The sequence below is a fragment of the Weissella sagaensis genome, assembly GCF_010306265.1.
GTDB classification, from domain to species: Bacteria; Bacillota; Bacilli; order Lactobacillales; family Lactobacillaceae; genus Weissella; species Weissella sagaensis.
The window spans coordinates 1-21,903 of sequence record NZ_BLKA01000011.1 but is presented as its reverse complement, the minus strand read 5'-3'; the positions used below and the strand labels follow the sequence as shown (position 1 = coordinate 21,903).

Genomic DNA, 21,903 nt, shown 5'->3' with positions numbered 1-21,903 from the left:
TTAGTCTTATATTATTTTAGTTTATCGTAATCGTATTCATGTGTTAAATCAAGATTTGGGAAATTTTGTTGACGCAAAACTTCATAAATAATAATTGAAGCAGTATTCGATAGGTTCAATGAACGAATATGTTCATCATTTTGTGGAATACGTAAAGCTTGATCAGGATGAGCTTTCATAAAGGGTTCTGGTAACCCAGTTGTTTCCTTACCAAATAGGAAGTAATAATCATGATCTGGATTTGTATAATCTGCTTGATGATATGATTGCTTGGCAAATTTTGAAATTAAAAACAATTCATCCGTTTCCTTTAACGTTTCCATAAAGGCCGGTAAATTCTTGTGAACTTTAATATCAACATTGTCCCAATAGTCTAATCCTGCACGCTTGACGTGCTTATCATCTAGTTTAAACCCCAATGGCTCGATTAAATCTAATTTTGTATTTGTACCCGTAGCAGTTCTAGCAATGTTACCTGTATTAGCTGGCATTAGTGGTTCAAATAAAACAATGTGATTCGTACTCATAAAAAAATTTCTCCTCTTCTTAGGTCGTTTTTAACCTATACGTGATTAATGCATACAAAAACAAGTATAGCACGGACGACAGGTCACTTGTGCTATACTTGTTAAAATTTATAATGTTTTAAAGTGAATCGGACTGTTCTTCAAATAAATTAGAAGTAGACCGCCACCAACTATAAAATCGTGAAATCAAGACCTTCATAATCGCGTAGCCAGGTACACCAAATATAACACCTAAGATACCAAAAATATTACCTGCTGATAACAATACTAGTAATACTGTCACTGGATGAATCTTCAATGATGATCCTAATAACTTTGGTGAAATAATTCGACCTTCTAGGGTTTGTTCAATCATAAAGACAATCAACACAGATACTAACATCATTGGCGAAATGAATATTCCTACCACAATTGGTGGTACCATTGATAAAAACGAACCCAAAAATGGAATAATATTTAATATTCCTGCAATGATGGCAATTAACCAACCATATGGCAAACCAATAATCGTATAGCCAATTGCAAACATAACCATTACTGCGAAGGCAACTGAAATTTGACCACGAATATAATTTGAAATTTGACGACTAATTTCCTTTAAAGTTGTTAAAAATGACTGCCGCGTTTTAACTGGTAAAAAATTGGCAATATATTTAGGCATTTGGTGACCGTCTTTAAGTAAATAAAAGAGAACAAATGGAAATGTAATAATTGCAATTACCACTGATGTCACAGTACCAAGTACTGAAGTTACACCATGTAGACCTTTTTTAGCATATTCGGCTGAATAATCTTTTAACCAATTAGAAATTTCATCATTCGTATTATTAAACCATTTGTTTACATTATCAAATTTACGATCAGTTGTAACCTGATCAACGATTCGTACAATTTTGTGCCAATACATTGGCCATTGATTGATCAATTCCATAATTTGGCCACTAATCCATGGAATAAAAACGGCCAATCCCCAGACAATCAATAGCGCTAAGACAATAAATTGAATCGCAATAATTACTATTCTTGAAAGATTGAATCGACGTTCTGCCCAATCAACCATCGGATTAAGTAGAAAGTAAAAAACACCTGCTATCACAATTGGTGCCCCTACAGCACTAAAAAATTGTGCAATTGGCTTAAAAAGGAATGCAACCTTGTTTAGCATAAATACAATAATTAAGAATAATAAAACAACCAGCATAACTGATACAATTTTATTATCCAAAAACCACCGTTGAAAATTTGATTGTTCTTTAGGTTCCTTTTCCATATTTTGCTCCTTTAGGACATGAGTTATAAAAAGCACCCTAGTTGTGTGCACACAACTAGGGTGCTAATCATTTATAATTGTCACTTTTCATCATTACTAATCAACAAACAGTACGCGAATTGCCTCAGGTACCGCAAAATCTTTTTGAATAAGCGTTAACTTCCCTGACTCATTGTCACGTGCATAAACTGAAACATTATCAGTATTTTGGTTCGCTGCAATCAAGTAATTTTCTTCTGGATTCAAAGCAAAATCACGTGGGAAGTCCCCCTCTGTTGAAATCCATTGTATATGTTCAACAGCGGCACCATTATCTTTAACAGCAAACACGGTAATAGAATTATGACCACGATTTGATGTATAAATAAAGCGACCATCTTTTGATACATAGATAGCAGCACCACCGTTGTGTGCATCCCAATCTTCTGGAATCATAGCAACTGTTTGCAATAATGTAAATGAACCGTCTTCGTTATATTCCAATACTGATAACTTTGATGATAACTCGCCTAATAGGTATGCGTAGCGACCATCTGGGCTAAAACGAATATGACGTGGTCCAAACCCAGCTTCAGTTGTATAAGTAGCCTTTAATGTCAATTTACCTTGATCAGAAACATCAAATGTTAATACCTTGTCAGCGCCTAAATCAACGACAACAATTCGATTATCAGGTGTTAAATTACTAAAGTGAACATGTGTGTGTTCTTGTTCTGGACGAGGTCCATCCCCTTCTGATTGATAAGTATCAGCCAAAGCAAGATTACCTTGTGCATCAATTGTATAAACATCTACTGTTCCTTTATGATAATTTCCTGTATAAACTAATTGACGTACTTCATCAACAGCAACATATGCAGGTGATGCACCGTCAGTTAATACTTCTTGTTGTAAAGTGGCTTGACCGTTAGTATAATCATACACTGCGATACCACCTTGTCCATTATTTTTATCAACTGCGTAAAGTTTATTTGCTTTGCTTAGTGCCAAATAAGTTGGTGAACCAATTTCTGCAACTAGTTTTGTATTAGCCAGAGTACCTGCTTGTGTATCAAAATCTGCAGCATAAATCCCCTTTGAAACACGCTTTGTATACGTTCCAAATAAAATATGTTCTAATGCCATTAATTTGCCCACTTTCTTGAATATTGTTTATTTTAAATTGTTAACATTATAACATAATTTAAAGATACAATTAAACGCATACGACACATACAAAAAAAGACACAAATAAGATTATTTGCGTCTTTTAAAATGAGTTTAAAAAGATTTAATATAATCCCATTATAGGATTACTACATTTAACACGACGCATACCATAACATAATTAAATCATGGTATAACTGTTTTAAAATCATCTTTTAACCACTTTCAATATTATGAAACAACGTATTGCTTAGTTTGATTTAACATCCAAAGCCATAAAGTTAGCTACCTTATTAGCTTGATTTGAAACACTTTGCAAACTTGCTAAGCGATTTTGTTTAACGGGTTCATTATCAACCATAACCATGGTTTGATCAAAATAAGCTGCAATAGCAGGTTGTAATGCTAATAATGCCTTCAGCAATTCATCAGTTGTCAAGTCTGATCCTGCTAACAACGAAGCTTCTGCATATAATTGACTTTCAGCAGCATTTTCAAATAACGCTGAATCAACTGCTACATCAGTTGGATTTTTAGTTGTCAAGCGCATAACACGCGTCAAAGATTCAACCCCTTCACGGAAGTTTTCATCATCGATATGTGCCAACAAAGCATTAGCTGACTTAAACATTTGTGTCGTATCAGTTAACGTTCCTGTTGTTACGGCATTGATAACATCATAACGAACTTTTTGCGTTTGTAGGGACTTAACGACACGATCTGTCAAAAATGCGACAACGTCATCGACAACACTATCTAAATTAGTTACAACATCCTCTGGCAAGCCAAAACGAGTATTTTCAGACTTAATCTCACTAATTAAGTCAGTCAAAATTGCGTCAATCGACAAGTCCCACTCATTATCATGCAAGATGTTAACAACACCAGAAGCAGCACGACGTAATGCATAAGGGTCATTTGATCCAGAAGGTATCATGTTTCCAGCAAAGAACGTTAATAGGCTGTCTAATTTATCAGCCAATGCTAACACTTTACCTAACTGAGACTCTGGTAACTCACCGTCAGCTGAAATTGGCATGTAGTGTTCACGAATAGCTTGTGCAACAGGGGCTTCTTCACCAAAGATAAGTGCATATTTTTCACCCATGACACCTTGTAATTCGTCAAATTCACCAACCATACCCGTCATTAAGTCAAATTTATAAATTTCAGCGGCACGTGCTAGTTGTTGTTGTTGCTTGTCAGTTAACGCAACACGACGGCCAATAATTGCAGCTAATGCCTTAACTCGTTGCGTGTGACTAGCAACAGAACCCAACTTAGCGTGGAATGACACAACATTTAATTTATCATTATAAAAGGCAATGTCGTGCTTTTGATCTTCATGATAAAAGAACTTTGCATCTTCCAAACGGGCAACTAGCACCTTTTCATTACCTGCAATGACGTTATCTAAGTGTTCAGCGTTTCCATTTCGAACTGAAACAAAGTATGGCAACAAAGAACCATTCTCATCCACAACATGGAAGAAACGTTGGTGCTCACGCATTGAAGTAATCAAAACTTCGTCAGGCAATTCTAGATATTCAGGATCAAATTTACCCACAAAAGCGGTTGGATATTCAACGATATTATTAACTTCTTCTAATAAATCATCATCTTTTTCAACATGCCAACCATTCTCAATGGCCAACGCATCAATTTGTGACACAATATTTGCCTTACGTTCATCAGCAGCTGCTTGGACGTATACCTTGGCTAAGTCATCAACGTAATCAGTTGCATTAGCAATATCCACTGATTGACCTAAGAAACGGTGACCACGAGTTTGACGGCCTGATTTAACATCAAGCACTTCGAGTGGCACAACCACGTCATCCAACAAAGCAACAATCCAACGAATTGGACGAATATACTCAAAAGTATGACGTGACCACTTCATAGTTGTGGTAAATGTCATGCTAGTAATAATATCTTTCATACCAGCTAATACTTCAGCTGCTGGTTTACCAGCTTCGAATTTTGTCACAAAAATGTATTCATTACCCTTAAATTCTTTAAACGTAATATCATCGGTCGTTAAACCTTGACCACGAGCAAATCCTTGGGCTGCACGTGAATAGTTACCTTCTTTATCAAAAGCAGCTTTTTTAGCAGGTCCTTTAACTTCTTTCGTTAAGTCATCTGCCTTATCTGCCACGTCTGAAATCAAAACTGCCAAACGACGAGGAGTTGAAAATGGCTTAATTTCACCATATTGTAGACGATTGTCTTTCATAAAATCAGCCGCACGTTCAACCAATTGGTTAATTGCTGGTGTTACCAGTTGTGCAGGCATTTCTTCCAAACCAATTTCTAATAAAAAGTTTGCCATGTTAGTTTTCCTCCTCATCAGCTGGCAAATACTTTGCCCGCAATGCTTCATCCTTTAACAAAGGGAATCCCAGTTTCTTACGCTCATCGATAAATGCACGTGCAACTGAACGTGCCATATTACGAATACGTGAAAGATATTTAGCACGTTCAGTAACTGATACAGTACCACGTGCATCCAACAAGTTAAAAGTATGTGATGATTTCAAAATGTAATCATAAGCTGGATGTACTAAGCCATCAGCCAATAATTTCTTAGCTTCAGCTTCATATTCATTAAAGTGGCGTAACAACATCTCTGAGTCTGACTTTTCAAATGAGTAAACAGAATGCTCATATTCAGGTTCTTTAAAGATGTCACCGTACAAGACACCATTTCCCCATTCCAAGTCATAAACTGTTGGTACATCTTGAATGTATGATGCCAAACGTTCCAAACCATACGTAATTTCAGACGTAACGGCATCAACTTGAATACCACCAACTTGTTGGAAATAAGTGAATTGGGTAACTTCCATACCATCAAGCCAGATTTCCCAACCAATACCAGCAGCACCCATTGATGGGTTTTCCCAGTTATCTTCGACGAAACGAATATCATGGGCTAGTGGGTCAATTCCCAAAGCTTTCAATGAGTCTAGGTATAATTCTTGAATATTATCAGGGGATGGCTTCATCACTACCTGGAATTGATGGTGTTGGTACAAACGGTTAGGGTTGTCACCATAACGACCATCGGCTGGACGACGTGATGGTTCAACATAGGCAGCATGCCATGGTTCTGGACCATTAGCACGCAAAAAAGTGTAAGGACTCATAGTTCCTGCACCTTTTTCCGTATCATAAGCCTCCATTAACATAGCCCCTTGATCGGCCCAAAACTTTTGTAACGTCAAAATAATATCTTGCACACTCATTTTTGCGCTCATTATGACAAATTCCTTTCTTTTGACCAGGAAAAACCACAAAAAAGCCCTACATCAACCATACTAAAACGGTCAATGTAGGGACGATAATATCGCGGTTCCACCCTACTTCTGGTATCACTACCAGCAGCTTTTTTCATTTAGTTTATTAGCTAATGACGCCCCTTAATTACAATCAGACCATTCTCACATTAACAATGGCTTGCTGTGCTGATTATTAATTAATTCTTTCATTAGTATGCGTAAGCTTTACAATTTATAAGTTTAGCACGCCTTATCGTCTTGTCAATAAGGATATTTTAGGACTTATCCCCATCCGATTCTGGTTTACGAGTTATCATACGATTTTGCCAACTTGCTAATTGTTGAATAAACGATTTAGCACGTAAATGAATCCCAACCTGGTCATCATATAATTTATCCATTAACCGGGCCATTTCTTGTTTTGTCTTGTCTTGTAAATCTAATGAGCCAAGCAAGTGCAAATCGATTTCAGCTAATTTAGATAAAATACGTACAGCGCGACTATCAATATGCATCCGATAGGGATCAACCTCCCAATGCTGCTGACACAGTGTACCATTCAATTTTTCAGAAAAATCTAATGGTAAATCGCGACGACCGCACACCACACATTCTCCCCATGTTGGTTGAATCCCAAATATGGGTAACAATTGTAACTCAAAATAATTAGCAATCCCCTGCGGATCTAGTCCTTTTTGTAATTTTTGCATTGCTTCAGCCACTAAATCGTACCATTTAACAAGCGGTTGATTATCAACAAATGCTGCATCAATCAATCCAATAATATAAGTCATATAGGCATTTAGAACAATGTCTGTCATTAAAAATGATGTCGGTTGTGTTTCTTTAACATCGTTAATAAAGCTTAGTCCACTAGTATTAATGACGCCTTCAAATGTTGCCATACTTAGAGGTTGCATTTCTGCAGCAAATTGATATCGCTTGCTCTTGCCGTAACGAACATAAAACATGCGCTTACCCGCTTGTCGCGTTAACATTTTAACCATCAAATCTTTTTCTTTATGATCACGTTGATACATCACAATTGCATCAAAAATTTCTGTCATTGCTTTCACCTACTAAAAAAGAGACCCAACAGCCTCTTTTTCTCACTAAATATCTGAATCTTCTTTATAGCCGTATGATTGCAAAGCTTGTGGCTTATCACGCCAACGGTCTTCAACTTTAACCCAAGTTTCAAGGAAAATCTTATCACCTAGCAAGCGTTCGATATCCTTTCGTGCACGAATACCGATTTGTTTAATCATTGCTCCTTGCTTACCAATGACAATATTTTTTTGACTTGAACGCTCAACAACAATAGTTGCTTGCACGTGTAAGTGTTCTTCATCTTCTCTTTCAATTTTATCAATAACAACTGCAACAGAATGAGGGACTTCTTGACGTGTTAATTCAAGTACCTTTTCACGAATCAATTCACTCATAATAAAACGTTCTGGATGGTCTGTGATTTGGTCTGCTGGATAATATTGTGGACCCGCCGACATATGATTCATTGTAAACTGTAACAATTCCGGTACACCCTCACCCGTCAAAGCAGATACTGGGAATATTTCAGCAAAATCCATTTGCGTATTATAGTCAGCAATTTGGTCTAGTACTTCTGCACGGTTAATCAAATCTACTTTGTTAATAATTAAATAGACAGGTGTATTCGATTCCTTTAGTCGATGGATAATGAAATCATCTCCCACACCACGTTTTTGATCAGCATTAACCAGCATCCACACCATGTCAGCTTCACGTAAAGCAGACATGGCTGTTTTTACCATAAAATCACCTAATGAATTATGAGGCTTATGAATCCCTGGTGTATCCATAAATACCATTTGGCCTTCATTAGTTGTATAAATACCTTGTATTTTATTACGTGTTGTTTGTGCTTTAGGTGACATGATGGCTATTTTTTCACCAATCATTTTATTCAAAAGCGTTGACTTTCCTACATTAGGACGACCTACTAACGCAATAAAACCAGACTTAAATTCTTGTTCGCTCATCAATATTCTCTCTATTTCTTTTATTTTATCTAAAAACCATTTGTAGATTAGGCAACAAGTACGGTTGAAAAATTAATACACCCACAACAACTGCAAAAACAGCAGCAGCTAAAACACCACCAGAGGCCACATCTTTGGCTACTTTAGCTAGCGGATGATAATTTTCACCAACAATTAAATCAACAATTGCCTCAACAATTGTATTTAAAAATTCAGCACTAATAACCGTAAAAACAGCAACTGAAATCCAAAGCCAATCTGACCGACCTAAATCTACGTATATACCAACAATCAAAACAATACAAGCAGCAAAAATATGAAAACGCATATTACGTTCACGTACTAATAATTCACCAATCCCAGCGATGGAATGACCAAATGCTTGTAAAAAGTGCGAGTTCTTTTCGACTTGCTTTTGATTATTGCTTTTTTTATTATCGTTTGAGTCCATAATTATCTAATATTTCTCGTTGTAAATCAAACATCACTTTCTCGTCTGCTTCACTCAACATATGATCATAACCATTTAAATGCAAAAATCCATGTACTACTAAGAACCCTAATTCACGTTCATATGAATGTTCTAGATATTCGGCTTGCTCACCAATTTTATCAACTGAAACAATGATATCACCAATATTTTTAGCAATTTCTTCACTCATATCTTCATCCATTAATAATGGTAAATCATCGCCATCATCTTCAATCGCGAATGAAATAACATCCGTTGGTTTATCTAAGCCGCGATACTCCCGATTATAACGCTGAATTTCATCGTTATTAACAAATGTTACTGACATTTCTGTGTTATCAGGTAAAGAAATGTACTGACCGGCATAATTCAACACATCATTTACTAATTTGATTTGTTCTTCAGGCACTCCTGGTTGTGATTGATCAATTATTGCTAAGTCCATGTTTAATCCTTTTCCATTGTCTCTTTCTTTTCTGCATTGTATAAATCATAAGCATTAATAATTGCCCCAACGACCGGATGACGCACAACATCATCTGCGTTGAAATTAATAAATGCAATATGATCAACATTTTTTAATATGTGTTGTGATTGAATTAAACCAGATTTTGTATGAGATGGTAAATCAATTTGAGAAATATCACCATTTACCAACATTTTCGAACCAAAGCCAAGTCTAGTTAAAAACATTTTCATTTGTTGTGGCGTTGTATTTTGTGCCTCATCCAAAATAATAAATGCATTATCCAACGTTCGTCCACGCATATATGCTAGTGGCGCAATTTCAATAGTTTCACGATCCATTAAACGTTCTGTATGTTCTTTACCTAAAATAGCATAAAGCGCATCATAAATTGGTCGTAAGTATGGATCAACTTTTTCTTTTAAATCCCCTGGTAAAAAGCCCAAACTTTCGCCAGCTTCAACGGCTGGGCGCGTGATAATGATACGTTCAACATCACCACGTTTAAGTGCTGCTATCGCCATAACAACAGCCAAATATGTCTTACCAGTACCAGCTGGTCCAATCCCAAACGTCACATCATTTTTTCTAATTGCATGAATGTAGCGACGTTGACCATAGTTTTTTACTCTAACTGGATGACCTTTGGCATCACGTAATAAAGTCTCAGTATACATATCTTCAAAATATTCAATCGTCCCACGCTTAGCCATGTTAATTGCTGAAATAATATCTGCTGGGCTAATTTTAACACCACGTTTTATCAAAGAGGTTAATGCACTGATAACTGCTTTAGCTTGTGATACTTGTTCTTCATCACCTTTTATCGTTAATTGTGTACCTAAGACTGACAAACTAACGGCTAAGCCTTCTTCAATTAAATTTAAATGACTATCCTGTGGACCAACTAAACCAATTTCTTGTTCTGCATTTTCAAAATGATAATTCTCTTCAACTTGAACTGTCAACCGCTACATTCCTCACATTTCAAAATATTTGATTGCCTATAAAATTATAGGCTAATCATCTATGTATCGAGGTTACCCCCGCTTAACTAAATTATAGTAAAGTTTGTACTTTTTGGCTAACCATCTTACCGTCAGCTTTTCCTTTAACCTTTGGCATTAGTGCACCCATAACTTTCCCCATATCTGCTTTACTGGTAGCACCAACTTGTGTAATTGTTTCTTGAACAATTTTTTCAACTTCAGCTTCTGATAGTTGTTCTGGCATGTACTTTTCTAATACATCAATTTGATTTTGAATGCCTGCTACCAAATCATCACGACCAGCTTCTTGGTAAGATGTTTTTTCTTCAACACGTTGTTTCATTTCACGTGATAAGACTGTCATTTCATCTTCATCAGTCAAATCATGACCAAGTTTAATTTGTTCATTTGACAAAGCAGATTTTACCATACGAATAACACTTAAAGTCTCTTTATCCTTAGCTTTCATTGCCGTTTTCATATCAGCTGTTAATTGTACTAGTAATCCCATTTCTTAACTCCTATTGTTTTTCTTTATTATACAACAAAACCGGACTATCAACTAGGATAGCCCGGCATAGATCGTTTTACCGACCCTTCTTGTTCTTACGCTTACGTGCGGCCTCAGCCTTCAACTTACGTTGTACTGATGGCTTAATGTAGTATTCACGCTTACGGTATTCTTGTAGAGTACCGTCCTTTGATACACCACGCTTAAAGCGACGGAGAGCATCATCAAGAGACTCATTCTTACGAACAACAGTCTTTGCCATAATGTTTACCCTCCCTTCACGTGTGAAGATTTCAACTTATATTTAATATACGTCGCACACTTTGTTCTTTACTATCTTATCAAAAATAGCATTATTGTCAATGCTTTCTTTAAAATCCTTATTACAATTTTGGTTCGTAAAAGCCACCAAATATTCGATCAACCTTCCAAAGTGATGCCCAAGCAGTAGGGTCTGCTTTAAAAATAGCTTCATGTAACTCAAATTGCTCATACATTGAAATAACCGTAAACAAAATTTCCTTATTATGATGATTGTAACCCCCCTCAGCATGATGGACAATTGTAATCCCCCGGTGCAATTCATCTTGAATTTCCGCAATGACTTGCTCTGCATTTTCAGTCACAATCATAACTTGCATTTTTTGTTGTCTTGTATATACCAAATCAATAACACGAGCATTTACTACCAAACCAATTCCGGTAAACAATGCATACTGCACACCAAACATGATGCCTGATGCAATCAATATAAAAAAGTTGAACGTCAAATTAACGGCTCCCATTTTAGCGCCTGTCTTATGACGAATCAAAATACCAATTATATCTAATCCACCCGTTGATAACCCATTACGTAATGCAAATCCAGTCCCAAATCCGTTTACTGCACCACCAAAAATCGCCATTGCTAGCGGATCTTCTGTCCATAATTGCGCTGGTTGTTTAATCCAATTCATTGCTAACGCTGCCAGCAAAATAGCTAAACCTGTAAAAAAGGCAAATCGTTTACCAATTTTACGGTATGCTAACAAAAATAGTGGCAAATTCAATATAACTAGCCATGCACCAACAGGGATACTCACGTCGAATACTCGCCGAATTAAAGTATTTAATAATTGCGCTAAACCTGTAAACCCTGATGAATAGATATGCCCGGGTGTCCAAAAAAAGTTTAACGCAATCGCTGACGCCAATGCATAAACCATCGCGCTTCCAATACGTGTCGAATATTTATGATGATCTAGATACTGTTTTAACTGGTCCATTATTCCTTTTCTTTCGTCATACAATCCAATAAAGTCGTTTATGATTTTATCATGGTTAATCAATATATCAAAATTATTTTAAATAACCTCCCTCACAAAAAATTGCCTTGCATTTTATAACCGCAAGACAATTTCTAGATGAATGTTATTCTTCAGCCATATTTGGTGCCGTAACATCTGCGTAAACAGGTGCCGTTAACTTCAAATCACCAACAACTTGCGCCTCAGCAACTGGCGTTGGTGCTTGAGTCATTGGCTCAGTAGCCTTTGAATTCTTTGGGAATGCAATTACTTCACGAATATTATTTTGACCAGCTAACAACATTGCTAAACGATCAAGTCCCAAAGCAATACCACCCATTGGTGGGAATCCATATTCCATTCCTTCTAACAAGAAGCCAAATGCTTCATGTGCTGCTTCTTTTGTAAATCCAAGTGCAGATAACATCTTTTCTTGGACAGCCATTTGGTGAATACGAATTGAACCTGAGCCTAATTCATAACCATTCAAAACTAAATCGTATGATTGTGCATGTGCTTGATGAGCACCATCAGTTGTTTCTAACAATGGCAAATCTTCTTCATTTGGCATCGTAAATGGATGGTGGGCTGCAATCCAACGATTTTCTTCTGGTTGATACTCAAATAATGGCCAATTAATAACCCATGCAAATGCCCAGTTATTTTGATCAATCAAATCAAGTTCTTGCGCTGTACGACGACGTAAAGCATCTAAAGTGGCTGCAACAACATTTTTATTATCAGATGCAAATAATAATAAGTCACCCGTATTAGCCCCTGTTGCTTTTAGTAATGCTTGTTCCTTGTCCTTTAAGAACTTAGCGATTGGACCAGTAATACCATCTTCACCAACTTTTAACCAAGCCAATCCCTTAGCGCCAAAACGTGTCACATATTGGGCCATCTTATCAATATCTTTACGTGAATAGTGTTCTGCTCCACCTGGTACAACAATTGCCTTTACTTCACCACCGGCTGCAATTGCATTAGCAAAAACACCAAATTCTGAATCAGCCATTAATGCTGATAAATCTTGTAGTTCCATGCCAAAACGCATATCAGGCTTATCAGTTCCAAAACGACGCATAGCATCAGCATATTCGATAACTGGAATATTGCCAGCATCCAAGTCATAATCAACTGTTTTTTTCATAATTGCAGCAACCCATTCACCAACCAAAGCCATAATTTCATCTTGATTCATAAAAGACATTTCAACATCAAGTTGTGTAAATTCTGGTTGACGATCGCCACGTAGATCTTCATCACGGAAAGCACGTGCAACTTGATAGTAGCGATCAAAACCAGCACCCATTAATAATTGCTTAAATAATTGTGGTGATTGTGGTAATGCATAAAATGAACCTGGATATACACGTGAAGGTACAAGATAATCACGTGCACCCTCTGGTGTTGACTTAGCCAAATAAGGCGTTTCGATATCAATAAACCCATGCTCGTCTAAAAATTCATGAGTTGCAGCCGTAATTTTTGAACGAATACGCAAATTACGTTGCATTTCAGGACGACGCAAATCTAAGTAACGATACTTCAAGCGCAATTCATCTGACACATTAATATCGTCTTCAATATAAAACGGTGTTGTCTTTGATTCTGATAGAATTTTCGCATCAACAACTTGCACTTCAATTTTCCCTGATCGCAAATTATTGTTAACAGCCCCTTCACCACGTGATTTAACGGTTCCAACGACTTCAATAACGTATTCTGTACGCATACTTTCAGCAACTTGCAAAGCAGCCTCATTAAATTCATTAGAAAACGCTAATTGGACGAGGCCTTCACGATCACGTAAATCAACGAAAATTAAGCCACCTAAATCACGACGCTTTTGTACCCAACCTTGTAGGGTTACCGTTTGTTCTAAATACTTTTCATCAATTAAACCTGCATAATTTGTTCGCTTCATAATTATTGTTCCTCGTTCTCTTCTGCGTCTGTCACATAGTCTGGCAAATTAGTGTACAATTCGACCAATTTTACAGTAATTTCTTTACCAGTACTCATGTTTTTAATGTTCGCACTTTGCTCAGCTAATTCACGTTCACCAATCGTAATCATATAGCGCGCATTTAGACGATTAGCCGCTTTAAATTGCGCTTTTAATTTCCGATCTTCATAATCACGATCAGCACTATAACCAAATGAACGAATTGCTTGTACCATCTGCATTGCCGTAACATCTGTATCATCACCTTGATTAGCAACATAAACATCCAAATTATTAGCTGTTGGTAGTGGGGCATTTTCCGATTCTAGTAACAACATCAATCGTTCCAAACCAATTCCAAAACCAACCCCTGCCATTTCAGGACCACCAAATTGTGACACAAGACCATTATAGCGACCACCACCTGTGATGGTTGCCCAACCATGACCTAATGCTTTGGCTTGTGTCATTACTTCAAAAATTGTGTGGTTATAGTAATCCAGGCCTCGCACAACCGTTGCATCTACTTCATAATCGATGCCTAATGCATCTAAATACTGTTGTACTTTTTGCCAGTGCTGCTGTGCATCTTCAGTTAGGTAATCTAAAATTGATGGTGCATCAGCAACAATTTCTTGATCCTTAGCATCTTTTGAATCAAGCACCCGCAATGGATTTTTTTCTAGCCGTTCTCGTGAATCATGTGATAATTCATCGAAATGTGGTTGTAAAAAGTTGATCAAAGCCTGACGGTAGTTTTCACGAGATTCTTGGTCACCTAATGAATTTACTTTAACTTTCAAATTCGTAATACCAAGTGTCTGGAAAAAATCAACAGCCATTGCAATTACTTCAGCATCTAACGCTGGTGATTCTGATCCTAATGCTTCCACACCAATTTGGTGAAATTGACGCATACGACCTGCTTGTGGCCGTTCATAACGAAACATTGGTCCAATATAAAAGAGCTTATATGGTTTAGCATGTTCAGGACCATACAATTTATTTTCTACAAAAGCTCGAACTACCCCAGCTGTTCCTTCTGGACGCAATGCGATATGCCGATCACCTTTATCTTTAAAATCATACATTTCTTTTGTTACAACATCTGATGTATCACCAGCTGAACGTGCAAAAATATCGAAATTCTCAAAAATTGGTGTCCGTACTTCTGCGTATTGATAATCACTAAATAACAAACGCGCAGTTTCTTCAACATAATGCCATTTAATAGCGTCTTCCGGTAATAAATCAGCAGTTCCTTTAGGCTTTTGGAATAATTGTTTTGCCATTGTTTTTCTCCCATCATTTTCAAAAAATAAAAGAGCACCCCCAACGATAATTAATCACTATCGTCAAGGGTGCTCATCAAAAAAGCACGGTACCACCTTGTGTTTGGCTAAAAACCGTAACGTGGTTCAACGCACAATTATGTGACCTTAAAAGTGTCCCCTCAATCTTGACAATACGGACTTACACCTTACTCCGCTCGCTTGATTTGCGCTAATTGAGTTTTCTTTCTCATCGGTTTTATTTCAAATATTATACTTCATTATCTTATAGTTATAAAATACCGTCAAGTAAACATTTATTGTCCAACCGTAACTTGACGTGTTAGATAATTTTGTAAGCCAATCGGTACAGCTTTAGCAACTTTTTCTTGATATTTTTTTGATTTAATATAATTAAAATCTTTTTTATTATTCATATAACCACTCTCTAATAAAATGGCTGGCACTGTATTTTGACGAATAACTAAGAAATCACCAAATTCAACGCCTTTATTTATTAGCGGCAAGTTCATCGCTGTATTCACACTTTTAGCTAAAGCATACGAGCCATTGTTTTGATGATAGTAATATGTTGTATACCCAGTCGCTTGATTTTTTGATGGTGCCGAATCAAAATGGAACGACACAAATAAATCAGCATGTTTATTTTCAGCAACTTTCGGAATGTTTGCTAAATAAACTAACTTATCTGTACTACGTGTCATTATGACCCGAGTACCAGATTTTTCTAACTCTTTTTTTACACGCTTAGCTAACTGTAACGTATAGGTCTTTTCATATTTACCATTACTTGATAACGAACCTACATCCGAACCACCATGTCCAGGATCCAAAACAACCGTTGCCTCAGATAAAGGGGTAACCTTTTTCAAGGGCGTTTTCCTTTTAAGTAGCCAACCAGCAACCCACCCAGTGGATTCATCATCACGTCGAACTTGATACCAACCCTCTTTTTTTTCAATAATTTGTAAGTGCTCACCTTTTTTTAAAACAGATATTGGTGATCCATTAATACCATATTGCTTCCGTAAAGTTAAATTAGGAATTTGTACAGTTATTTGTTGTTTATGTAGCATAATAACTGTCAATGAAATGGCCGTACTCAACATGATAATGACAATCACTAAAGGTGCCCAAAATTTTATTAACCATTGTTTTATTAATTGTATGATTTTTTTCACAATCGGAACCTCATATTTTGATTATCTGACCATAATTTTACCCTTTTTTATAAAAAATAGCGATATTAATACAATAAAAAATAGTTGCTAATAATCTAACAACTATTTTCCTCAATTTCAATTTTTAGAAAGTCTTACCTGTCCATTCATTAGCAGGTAATTTATCAAAGTCATAATTTGCAATATCTGCAACGTTAGTCACAACCGCATGTGCTGGTGCTGAAATCATCAAATTAATAGCGCCTTCTTTTTCTTTCACTAGAATAACCGGTTTATTCATGGCTTCTGAATAGCCAATTTCCCAAGCCGTTCCTGGATCAACATAGTCATTGTCATAGTCAATTACAGCAACAACTACTTCTGCCGGATCCAAATGTTCTTTGTCACCCTTATAGATAGCTGCTGCCCATTCTTTTGAACCAAATTCAAATTCATCATGTACTTCAGTGCGTGGACTAAAAAAATCAGCAACTGTTTCGTTGTCAGTTAATGCTTTTTCTAATCTTTCAATACGATCAATTTGTTCATCATCAAAAAATGGTCCAGCTAAGTATACGCGTTTCATAAATTTATCCTCGTTATATATTATTGGTATATTTTATTTTAACCAATAAATACCGAACAATCAATTATAAAACCACTTACTTTTGAATAATTCAAGAACTTAAAATGAAATTTCGCTTACTTTTAATGACAAATATACTGACGTTGCTCATTTTTCAAACCACTCAAAACAAACTTTGCTGTATCTTGTTGCGTATCCAATTGACGGTCTAGTGGACCACTTAATTGATTATCAAAAATTGTTTCATATTCTGCAATTGTAATTTGCTTTCGATTAGCTAATAATTCTTCTAACTGACCATTAATCAAACCGGCTTTAAAATGAGGACGCAATGTTAATGAATAAAATTCCCCTTCAGCTCCTGAACCATATGAGAACATCCCAACGTGATCACCAGCTTTTAAAGTCTTTGAATTATCTAATAACGAATATAAACTCAAGTACAATGACCCAGTATATAAATTACCAATTCGCTTATTATAAACACGACTAGCTTCAAATTCTCTCATCAAATTAGTCTGCTGTGTCTCACTTGCCTCTGGCAGAACATCACGTAAAGCCTTTAATCCCATCTTAGTAAAGGGTAAATGAAAAGCCAAAGCTTGAAAATTGTTAATATCTAGCCCTGTTTTTTGCTTATATCGTGTCCAAATTGCTTTAAAAAAATCTTGATAAATATTAGCTGAATATTTACCATCAACGCGAGCAGTATCGGCGTATATAGGCCGCCAAAAATCCATTACGTCACGTGATAAATATTGACTATCCTGATTGATTTGAGCAATCGCCGGATTAGCTGATACTAACATGGCAACTGCACCACCACCCTGTGTTACTTCACCACTTGTCTTTAAGCCATAGCGTGCGATATCTGAAGCAATTACTAACACTTTTTCAGTTGGATGTAGCGTCACGTAATCTCGAGCCTGCATTAAGGCAAATGTACCAGCATAACATGCCTGCTTTAACTCAATTGTACGTGCATATGGATTAATTCCCAACAAGCGTTGCAAATAAACAGCACCTGATTTTGAATTATCAATTCCTGACTCAGTCGCAAATAAAATCATTGTGATTGCCTTACGATCTGAAGCGGTCAACATTTCATCAGCAGCATTAGCTGCCATCGTCACAACATCTTGTGTCGGTGGGATAACAGCCTGTTGCGTCTGACCAATACCAATAAGGTATTTATCAGGTTCTTCACCACGCGCATTTGCTAATTCAACCATATCAATATATTGTTGTGGTGAAAAAAAGCTCATTTTATCAATTCCAATAACTGTCATTTTTATTACCTGCCATTTATTAATTAATTACTTCACTAATTTTTTGCATAATTTTTCGTGCTATTGACAATTTATCTTGTAATGGTAACACTTCTGGTTCTTGATCTTTAGTCAAAATAGTCACCTGATTCGTGTCATAGCCAAATCCAACTTGATGTTTAGAGACATCATTAGCAATGAGCATATCTGCATTTTTCTTCACTAATTTTGTTTGTGCATACGCTAAAAGATTTTGTGTTTCCGCAGCAAAGCCAACCAAATATTGCTCTTTTTTCATTGCACCTAACTGAGCTAAAATATCAGGGTTTTCTACTAAGGTCAATGTTAATTCACCTGATGCTTGTTTTTTTAATTTATTTACAGCAGGTTCACCTACTCGATAATCAGATACAGCTGCTGCCATAATGATGACATCGGCTGTAGGAAGTGTTGCTATCATTTGTTTAGACAAATCCTGTGCTGATTGAATATGAATGGTTTTAATACCAATTGGATCCGGTAAAGTTGTCGATGCTGATACCAAAGTAACCTGTGCACCTTGTTCGGCAGCTGCTTTAGCAAGGGCATATCCCATCTTACCTGATGAACGATTTGAAATATATCTAACTGGATCAATTGGCTCAATTGTCCCACCTGCTGATATCACAACATGTTTATTTTTCAAAACCCCTTGTTTTTGATACAACTTCAACTCGCTATACGCTAAAATATCAGTTGGTTCTGGTAATCTACCTTTGCCTGCGTAACCTTCAGCCAAAAAACCTTCAGCTGGTTGAATCACAATATCACCATCTGCCATAATAGTTTGTAAGTTTTTTTGGACTGCTTTTTGGAGATACATGTTTTCATTCATCGCTGGTGCAATAATCAATGGTGTGTGTCTAGCTGCTAACACCGTACTAGCAGCATCATCTGCAATACCGTTTGCTATTTTAGCGATTATATTAGCAGTTGCTGGAACAACAAAAATATAATCTGCCCAATCAGCCACAGAAATATGATCAATTGTTGCTGCTGTCGATTCTGAAAATAAATCTGTTAAAACTGGTTCATTCGTTAAGACTGCCATCGTTTTAGGCGTGATAAACTCTGTTGCTGATTTTGTCATTACAACTTTAACATGCGCTTTTTCTTTAATTAATAAACGTGCAAATGTTGCTGATTTATAGGCAGCAATCCCACCACTAACAATTAATACAATATTTTTTTCTGAAAACATCCACTGTTCTCCTTAATATTCAAAATCACAATATGCTAAGTTTACCACTTTGGTTAACTGAAATTTAAGCATTATTTACAATCGTAATTTTAGCGACATTCTACATTAATGGCAAACTTTTTAAATTTTTTGTAAACTAAGTATTGCATCATTTCAATTCATCTGGTATATTATTAAACGTTGTTGAAACAAACATTTTGTAATTTTATGGCTCATTGGTCAAGCGGTTAAGACTCCGGTTTTTCACACCGGCATCCAGGGTTCGACTCCCTGATGAGCTATTGGTTTCATCCAAATATTTCATTTTATGGCTCATTGGTCAAGCGGTTAAGACTCCGGTTTTTCACACCGGCATCCAGGGTTCGACTCCCTGATGAGCTATTGGTTTCATCCAAACATTTTAATTTCATGGCTCATTGGTCAAGCGGTTAAGACTCCGGTTTTTCACACCGGCATCCAGGGTTCGACTCCCTGATGAGCTATATTTACGACTAGGATATTTATTATCCTAGTTTTTTTATACTTGAAACCCCTTTTAAATATCGGTATAATATATAATGTTATGGAGCTATGGCAGAGTGGTAATGCAGCGGACTCGAAATCCGCCGAACCGGTGTTGAGCCGGCGCACGGGTTCAAATCCCGTTGGCTCCTTATTGAGGTTTAACAAACACCTTTAAGTCAACAAAAATAGTTGGAAATTTGGGAACTACCTACTATGTAAATAAAACCACCATTAGTGCACTAATATCTTTACTTATAAAGATGATGTTATTTGCCAATTGTAACCCTTGTTCAAGTCAACTCCCCCTACTCTAAATTTTCTTAAATTAAATAACCACCACCTATTGGCTTTGTACCCGTATAATTTATCATCCAATTAAAATATCCGTTAATCATTACTCATCTTGTAAACAATTATTAATAAAGCTAGTTATATTATCTTTTTATACAAAATAAAAAGGCTACCCATTTGAATTGGATAACCTCTCAACTTAAAATATTACAAAATAGAAAATCTTATTGCTTACGTTTTGACTTCATATCTATTAGTCCGCTTACAAACAAGATTACCAAAACAACTAGCATCGCATACCATCCTTTATGCGCATTCACATTGTTCGCTACCTTAACTGCAGTTTTAGGTAAGACTACTGAAGTATCCTTATTTGGTCCAATTTTAGTATAACCTTTGTTAATTGTCGGTTGCATACCAAGTGAACTATGATATTTATCGTTAACAACATTTGTCACAAGATTAGTCGTAACAGCAGAATTTATTACAGACATGCCGCCACTATTACTAGGCTTACTTGTGCTATTTTCTAACGTGTCATGAGTTACATTATTTTCACCGTTTATCGATACACCATTTCCAGATATTGTATTATTGCCACTTGGTTTATTATCATCATTTGTTGACGTATCACTCCCTGACGTACTGGTTTCACTGGATGACCCATCACCATTTGGTTTTTCTTCGCCACTTGTTGACGTATCACTCCCCGACGTACTAGTTTCACTGGATGACGACCCATCACCATTTGGTTTTTCTACTTCACTTGTTGACGTGTCATTTCCTGACGTGCTGGTCTCACTAGATGATCCATCACCATCTGGTTTTTCTTCGCCACTTGTTGACGTGTCATTTCCTGACGTACTAGTTTCACTGGATGAACCATCGCCATCTGGCTTTTCTTCGCCACTTGTTGACGTATCACTCCCCGACGTACTGGTTTCACTGGATGACGACCCATCACCATTTGGTTTTTCTACTTCACTTGTTGACGTGTCATTTCCTGACGTGCTGGTCTCACTAGATGAGCCATCACCATCTGGCTTTTCTTCGCCACTCGTTGACGTATCACTCCCTGACGTACTGGTTTCACTGGATGAACCATCACCATTTGGTTTTTCTTCGCCACTTGGTGACGTGTCATTTCCTGACGTGCTGGTCTCACTAGATGAGCCATCACCATCTGGCTTTTCTTCGCCACTTGTTGACGTATCACTCCCTGACGTACTAGTTTCACTAGATGACCCATCGCCATTTGGTTTTTCTACTTCACTTGTTGACGTGTCATTTCCTGACGTACTAGTTTCACTGGATGACGACCCATCACCATTTGGTTTTTCTACTTCACTTGTTGACGTGTCATTTCCTGACGTGCTGGTCTCACTAGATGAGCCATCACCATCTGGCTTTTCTTCGCCACTTGTTGACGTATCACTCCCCGACGTACTGGTTTCACTGGATGACGACCCATCACCATTTGGTTTTTCTACCTCACTTGTTGACGTGTCATTTCCTGACGTGCTGGTCTCACTAGATGAGCCATCACCATCTGGCTTTTCTTCGCCACTTGTTGACGTATCACTCCCCGACGCACTAGTTTCACTGGATGACGACCCATCACCATTTGGTTTTTCTACTT

At 36.8% G+C, this 21,903-nt stretch carries 19 protein-coding genes, 4 tRNA genes and 1 pseudogene; 4 read left to right on the top strand and 20 right to left on the bottom strand.

What is annotated here, in order from left to right:
* Positions 1-11: 11 nt before the first annotated feature.
* The 19 genes from G7Y65_RS08725 to coaBC all read right to left on the bottom strand — a co-directional run bounded on the left by G7Y65_RS08725 (position 12) and on the right by coaBC (position 19,469).
* Complete coding sequence (locus G7Y65_RS08725) at positions 12-527, bottom strand: tRNA (cytidine(34)-2'-O)-methyltransferase (protein ID WP_042494668.1); 516 nt, start codon at positions 525-527, stop codon at positions 12-14.
* A 118-nt stretch (positions 528-645) separates the two neighbouring features.
* Positions 646-1,797 carry an AI-2E family transporter gene (locus tag G7Y65_RS08720; protein WP_042494666.1) on the bottom strand — a complete coding sequence of 384 codons (1,152 nt, stop codon included), beginning with the start codon at positions 1,795-1,797 and terminating at the stop codon, positions 646-648.
* Positions 1,798-1,893: 96 nt separating this feature from the next.
* Entirely contained in the window at positions 1,894-2,922 is a 1,029-nt protein-coding gene (locus tag G7Y65_RS08715) for a lactonase family protein (protein ID WP_165314818.1), read from the bottom strand.
* 271 nt (positions 2,923-3,193) lie between these two features.
* Positions 3,194-5,278 carry a glycine--tRNA ligase subunit beta gene (gene glyS, locus G7Y65_RS08710; protein WP_165314817.1) on the bottom strand — a complete coding sequence of 695 codons (2,085 nt, stop codon included), beginning with the start codon at positions 5,276-5,278 and terminating at the stop codon, positions 3,194-3,196.
* 1 nt (position 5,279) lies between these two features.
* Positions 5,280-6,206, bottom strand: coding sequence for a glycine--tRNA ligase subunit alpha (glyQ, locus tag G7Y65_RS08705; RefSeq protein WP_042493498.1), 927 nt, complete (start codon positions 6,204-6,206; stop codon positions 5,280-5,282).
* Positions 6,207-6,502: 296 nt separating this feature from the next.
* On the bottom strand, positions 6,503-7,294 hold the full coding sequence (recO, locus tag G7Y65_RS08700; protein ID WP_042493496.1) for a DNA repair protein RecO: 792 nt from the start codon (positions 7,292-7,294) through the stop codon (positions 6,503-6,505).
* A gap of 45 nt (positions 7,295-7,339) precedes the next feature.
* On the bottom strand, positions 7,340-8,248 hold the full coding sequence (gene era / locus G7Y65_RS08695) for a GTPase Era (protein WP_042493495.1): 909 nt from the start codon (positions 8,246-8,248) through the stop codon (positions 7,340-7,342).
* Positions 8,249-8,273: 25 nt separating this feature from the next.
* Positions 8,274-8,699 (bottom strand): diacylglycerol kinase family protein, encoded by a 426-nt coding sequence (locus tag G7Y65_RS08690; protein WP_042493493.1) that lies wholly within the window; start codon positions 8,697-8,699, stop codon positions 8,274-8,276.
* Entirely contained in the window at positions 8,683-9,165 is a 483-nt protein-coding gene (gene ybeY / locus G7Y65_RS08685) for an rRNA maturation RNase YbeY (protein WP_042493490.1), read from the bottom strand. The genes G7Y65_RS08690 and ybeY overlap by 17 nt, the downstream gene beginning before the upstream one ends.
* Positions 9,166-9,167: 2 nt before the next feature.
* Positions 9,168-10,154 carry a PhoH family protein gene (locus G7Y65_RS08680; RefSeq protein ID WP_042493489.1) on the bottom strand — a complete coding sequence of 329 codons (987 nt, stop codon included), beginning with the start codon at positions 10,152-10,154 and terminating at the stop codon, positions 9,168-9,170.
* Positions 10,155-10,245: 91 nt separating this feature from the next.
* Positions 10,246-10,686: a GatB/YqeY domain-containing protein gene (locus G7Y65_RS08675; RefSeq protein WP_042493488.1), complete on the bottom strand. Its 441-nt coding sequence runs from the start codon at positions 10,684-10,686 to the stop codon at positions 10,246-10,248.
* 76 nt (positions 10,687-10,762) lie between these two features.
* The gene (gene rpsU / locus G7Y65_RS08670; RefSeq protein WP_042493485.1) at positions 10,763-10,948 is read right to left on the bottom strand and encodes a 30S ribosomal protein S21; all 186 of its coding nucleotides are present in this window, start codon (positions 10,946-10,948) and stop codon (positions 10,763-10,765) included.
* Positions 10,949-11,069: 121 nt separating this feature from the next.
* The gene (locus G7Y65_RS08665; RefSeq protein WP_042493483.1) at positions 11,070-11,951 is read right to left on the bottom strand and encodes a YitT family protein; all 882 of its coding nucleotides are present in this window, start codon (positions 11,949-11,951) and stop codon (positions 11,070-11,072) included.
* 145 nt (positions 11,952-12,096) lie between these two features.
* Positions 12,097-13,902 (bottom strand): aspartate--tRNA ligase, encoded by a 1,806-nt coding sequence (aspS, locus tag G7Y65_RS08660; RefSeq protein ID WP_165314816.1) that lies wholly within the window; start codon positions 13,900-13,902, stop codon positions 12,097-12,099.
* 2 nt (positions 13,903-13,904) lie between these two features.
* Positions 13,905-15,215: a histidine--tRNA ligase gene (gene hisS / locus G7Y65_RS08655; protein ID WP_165314815.1), complete on the bottom strand. Its 1,311-nt coding sequence runs from the start codon at positions 15,213-15,215 to the stop codon at positions 13,905-13,907.
* Between the two features lie 296 nt (positions 15,216-15,511).
* Entirely contained in the window at positions 15,512-16,396 is an 885-nt protein-coding gene (locus tag G7Y65_RS08650; RefSeq protein ID WP_170999658.1) for an N-acetylmuramoyl-L-alanine amidase family protein, read from the bottom strand.
* Between the two features lie 124 nt (positions 16,397-16,520).
* Positions 16,521-16,961 (bottom strand): nucleoside 2-deoxyribosyltransferase, encoded by a 441-nt coding sequence (locus G7Y65_RS08645; protein WP_165314814.1) that lies wholly within the window; start codon positions 16,959-16,961, stop codon positions 16,521-16,523.
* Between the two features lie 122 nt (positions 16,962-17,083).
* A complete protein-coding gene (locus G7Y65_RS08640) occupies positions 17,084-18,250 on the bottom strand; it encodes a hydroxymethylglutaryl-CoA synthase (protein WP_137600616.1) in 1,167 nt (388 codons plus the stop codon).
* Positions 18,251-18,269: 19 nt separating this feature from the next.
* Positions 18,270-19,469 carry a bifunctional phosphopantothenoylcysteine decarboxylase/phosphopantothenate--cysteine ligase CoaBC gene (coaBC, locus tag G7Y65_RS08635; RefSeq protein ID WP_137600617.1) on the bottom strand — a complete coding sequence of 400 codons (1,200 nt, stop codon included), beginning with the start codon at positions 19,467-19,469 and terminating at the stop codon, positions 18,270-18,272.
* A 209-nt stretch (positions 19,470-19,678) separates the two neighbouring features.
* Here coaBC and G7Y65_RS08630 point away from each other — a divergent pair.
* The 4 genes from G7Y65_RS08630 to G7Y65_RS08615 all read left to right on the top strand — a co-directional run bounded on the left by G7Y65_RS08630 (position 19,679) and on the right by G7Y65_RS08615 (position 20,122).
* Positions 19,679-19,750 (top strand) — tRNA-Glu (locus G7Y65_RS08630).
* A gap of 28 nt (positions 19,751-19,778) precedes the next feature.
* A tRNA-Glu gene (locus G7Y65_RS08625) sits at positions 19,779-19,850 on the top strand.
* Positions 19,851-19,879: 29 nt separating this feature from the next.
* A tRNA-Glu gene (locus G7Y65_RS08620) sits at positions 19,880-19,951 on the top strand.
* Positions 19,952-20,033: 82 nt separating this feature from the next.
* Positions 20,034-20,122, top strand: a tRNA-Ser gene (locus tag G7Y65_RS08615).
* A 366-nt stretch (positions 20,123-20,488) separates the two neighbouring features.
* Here G7Y65_RS08615 and G7Y65_RS08610 read toward each other — a convergent pair.
* Positions 20,489-21,903 (bottom strand): annotated as a pseudogene (locus G7Y65_RS08610) (hypothetical protein); the annotation flags it as partial.

Bases quoted from the DNA above. Each gene is read 5' to 3' on its own strand.
- G7Y65_RS08675 (WP_042493488.1), bottom strand. From the start codon at position 10,686: ATGGGATTACTAGTACAATTAACAGCTGATATGAAAACGGCAATGAAA.
- G7Y65_RS08640 (WP_137600616.1), bottom strand. From the start codon at position 18,250: ATGACAGTTATTGGAATTGATAAAATGAGCTTTTTTTCACCACAACAA.
- G7Y65_RS08720 (WP_042494666.1), bottom strand. From the start codon at position 1,797: ATGGAAAAGGAACCTAAAGAACAATCAAATTTTCAACGGTGGTTTTTG.
- coaBC (WP_137600617.1), bottom strand. From the start codon at position 19,469: ATGTTTTCAGAAAAAAATATTGTATTAATTGTTAGTGGTGGGATTGCT.
- glyQ (WP_042493498.1), bottom strand. From the start codon at position 6,206: ATGAGCGCAAAAATGAGTGTGCAAGATATTATTTTGACGTTACAAAAG.
- G7Y65_RS08645 (WP_165314814.1), bottom strand. From the start codon at position 16,961: ATGAAACGCGTATACTTAGCTGGACCATTTTTTGATGATGAACAAATT.
- G7Y65_RS08665 (WP_042493483.1), bottom strand. From the start codon at position 11,951: ATGGACCAGTTAAAACAGTATCTAGATCATCATAAATATTCGACACGT.
- rpsU (WP_042493485.1), bottom strand. From the start codon at position 10,948: ATGGCAAAGACTGTTGTTCGTAAGAATGAGTCTCTTGATGATGCTCTC.
- recO (WP_042493496.1), bottom strand. From the start codon at position 7,294: ATGACAGAAATTTTTGATGCAATTGTGATGTATCAACGTGATCATAAA.
- hisS (WP_165314815.1), bottom strand. From the start codon at position 15,215: ATGGCAAAACAATTATTCCAAAAGCCTAAAGGAACTGCTGATTTATTA.
- G7Y65_RS08715 (WP_165314818.1), bottom strand. From the start codon at position 2,922: ATGGCATTAGAACATATTTTATTTGGAACGTATACAAAGCGTGTTTCA.
- aspS (WP_165314816.1), bottom strand. From the start codon at position 13,902: ATGAAGCGAACAAATTATGCAGGTTTAATTGATGAAAAGTATTTAGAA.
- era (WP_042493495.1), bottom strand. From the start codon at position 8,248: ATGAGCGAACAAGAATTTAAGTCTGGTTTTATTGCGTTAGTAGGTCGT.
- ybeY (WP_042493490.1), bottom strand. From the start codon at position 9,165: ATGGACTTAGCAATAATTGATCAATCACAACCAGGAGTGCCTGAAGAA.
- G7Y65_RS08690 (WP_042493493.1), bottom strand. From the start codon at position 8,699: ATGGACTCAAACGATAATAAAAAAAGCAATAATCAAAAGCAAGTCGAA.
- G7Y65_RS08725 (WP_042494668.1), bottom strand. From the start codon at position 527: ATGAGTACGAATCACATTGTTTTATTTGAACCACTAATGCCAGCTAAT.
- glyS (WP_165314817.1), bottom strand. From the start codon at position 5,278: ATGGCAAACTTTTTATTAGAAATTGGTTTGGAAGAAATGCCTGCACAA.